A 1,977-nucleotide genomic window follows, 5' to 3' on the forward strand; every position below is an offset into this window, starting at 1 on the left:
CAGCGCCGCCGGGTCCGTCACCGGCAGGTCGCAGACGAAGCCGCGACAGACGTACGCGGTGGGCGCGCCGTCGACCAGGACGCGGTCGGCGAGCAGCGGGAACTCCTCGCCGCCGGGGGTGCCGCAGGCGACGACGGCCCCCGGGGCGGTGGCGAGCAGTGCCGTACGGTGCAGGGCCGCCGTCCGCTCCTCGTCCGGGGCCGGTCCGACGACCGCGACCTCGCGCGGCCCGTCGAGCAGTGCCTCGGCGGCGGCCAGCCCCCAGCCGATGAAGCGGGGCACCCGCGGCCCGAGCGTCTTCACGATCCCCAGCGCCCGCTCGGCGGCGGTCCGGTGCGGCTCGGAGCCGGTGTGGGCGGCGTAGCCCAGCAGCGCGGCGGCCGCGGCGGTCCAGCCGGAGGGCGCCGCGTTGTCGGTGGGGTCCTGGGGCCGGCGGATGAGCTGCTCGGCGTCGGAAGCGGTGTCGTACAGGGCACCGGTCTCGGGGTCGGTGAAGCGGGCGAGGACCTGGTCGAGCAGCAGTCCGGCGAAGTCCAGCCAGACGCCCTCGCCGGTCACGGAGGCGAGCGCGAGGAAGCCCTCGGCGACGTCGGCGTAGTCCTCCAGCACCCCGGGATTGGGGCCGACCCGGCCGTCCTTGCTGGTGCGGGCCAGCCGGGCGTGTTCGTCGAGGTGGACGCGGACGAGGAGGTCGGCGGCGCCGACGGCGGCCTCGGTGAGGTCGGGCCGGTCGAAGTAGGCGCCGGTCTCGGCGAGCGCGGCGACGGCGAGGCCGTTCCAGGCGGCGACGACCTTGTCGTCCCGGCCGGGCGCGGCGCGCCGCGCGCGTGCGTCGAACAGCCGCCGCCGGACGGAGGCCACCTTCCCGGCGTCGAACACGCCTTCCGTCTGCGGGAGCTGGAGGACGGACTGCCCGTGTTCGAAGGTGCCCTCGTCGGTCACGCCGAAGTACTGCGCGGCGAGCCCGGCATCCTCGTCGCCGAGGACCTCGCGGAACTGCCCGGGCGTCCACACGTAGTACGCCCCTTCCACGTGCCGCCCGGTGCCGTCGTCGCTGTCGGCGTCGAGGGCGGAGGCGAATCCGCCCTGGGGTGTGCGCAGTTCGCGCACGAGGAAGTCGGCGGTCTCCAGCGCTACCCGCCGGGCGAGGTCCGATCCGGTGGCCCGCCACAGGTGCGCGTACACCCGGCACAGGAGCGCGTTGTCGTACAGCATCTTCTCGAAGTGCGGCACGGTCCAGTCGCGGTCGACGGAGTACCGGGCGAACCCGCCGCCGAGCTGGTCGTACATACCGCCCCGGGCCATCCGCTCGCAGGTGTCCCGGGCCATCTGCAGGGCGCCCTCGGCGCCGGTGCGGGCATGGTGCCGCAGCAGGAACTCCAGCACCATGGACGGCGGGAACTTGGGCGCGCCGCCGAATCCGCCGCGCTGCGGGTCGTACTCGCGGGTGAGCCCGAGCAGCGCCTGCGCGAGTTCCTGCTCGCCCGGTGCCTCGGCGGCCTGCCGGACGATCTCCCGCTGGGCGAGGTCGCGGACGATCTTCCCGGCGACGTCGGCGACCTCCTCCCGGCGGGTGGTCCACGCCTGCTGCACGCCCTCCAGCACCTGCCGGAAGGACGGCATGCCGTGCCGGGGGGCGGGCGGGAAGTAGGTGCCGAAGTAGAAGGGTTCGGCGTCGGGCGTGAGGAACACGGTCATGGGCCACCCGCCCTGCCCGGTGGCGGCCTGGACGGCCTCCATGTAGACCGCGTCCACGTCCGGCCGTTCCTCGCGGTCGACCTTGACGCTGACGAAGTGCTCGTTGAGGTAGTCGGCGGTGGCCCGGTCCTCGAAGGACTCGTGGGCCATCACGTGGCACCAGTGGCAGCTGCTGTACCCGACGCTCAGCAGGACGGGCCTGCCGGTCCTGCGGGCCTCGGCGAAGGCCTCGCCGGACCACGGCCACCAGTCGACGGGGTTGTCCGCGTGCTGGAGGAG

1 protein-coding gene is annotated in these 1,977 nt (G+C 74.6%); it reads right to left on the minus strand.

Annotation, left to right across the window (positions count from 1 at the left end; translation table 11 throughout):
• Positions 1-1,977 (minus strand): thioredoxin domain-containing protein (locus tag IE312_RS03615; protein ID WP_189978307.1); only part of this gene is annotated, 1,977 nt, incomplete at both ends.

The sequence above is a fragment of the Streptomyces capoamus genome (genome assembly GCF_014654935.1).
Lineage (GTDB): Bacteria > Actinomycetota > Actinomycetes > Streptomycetales > Streptomycetaceae > Streptomyces > Streptomyces capoamus.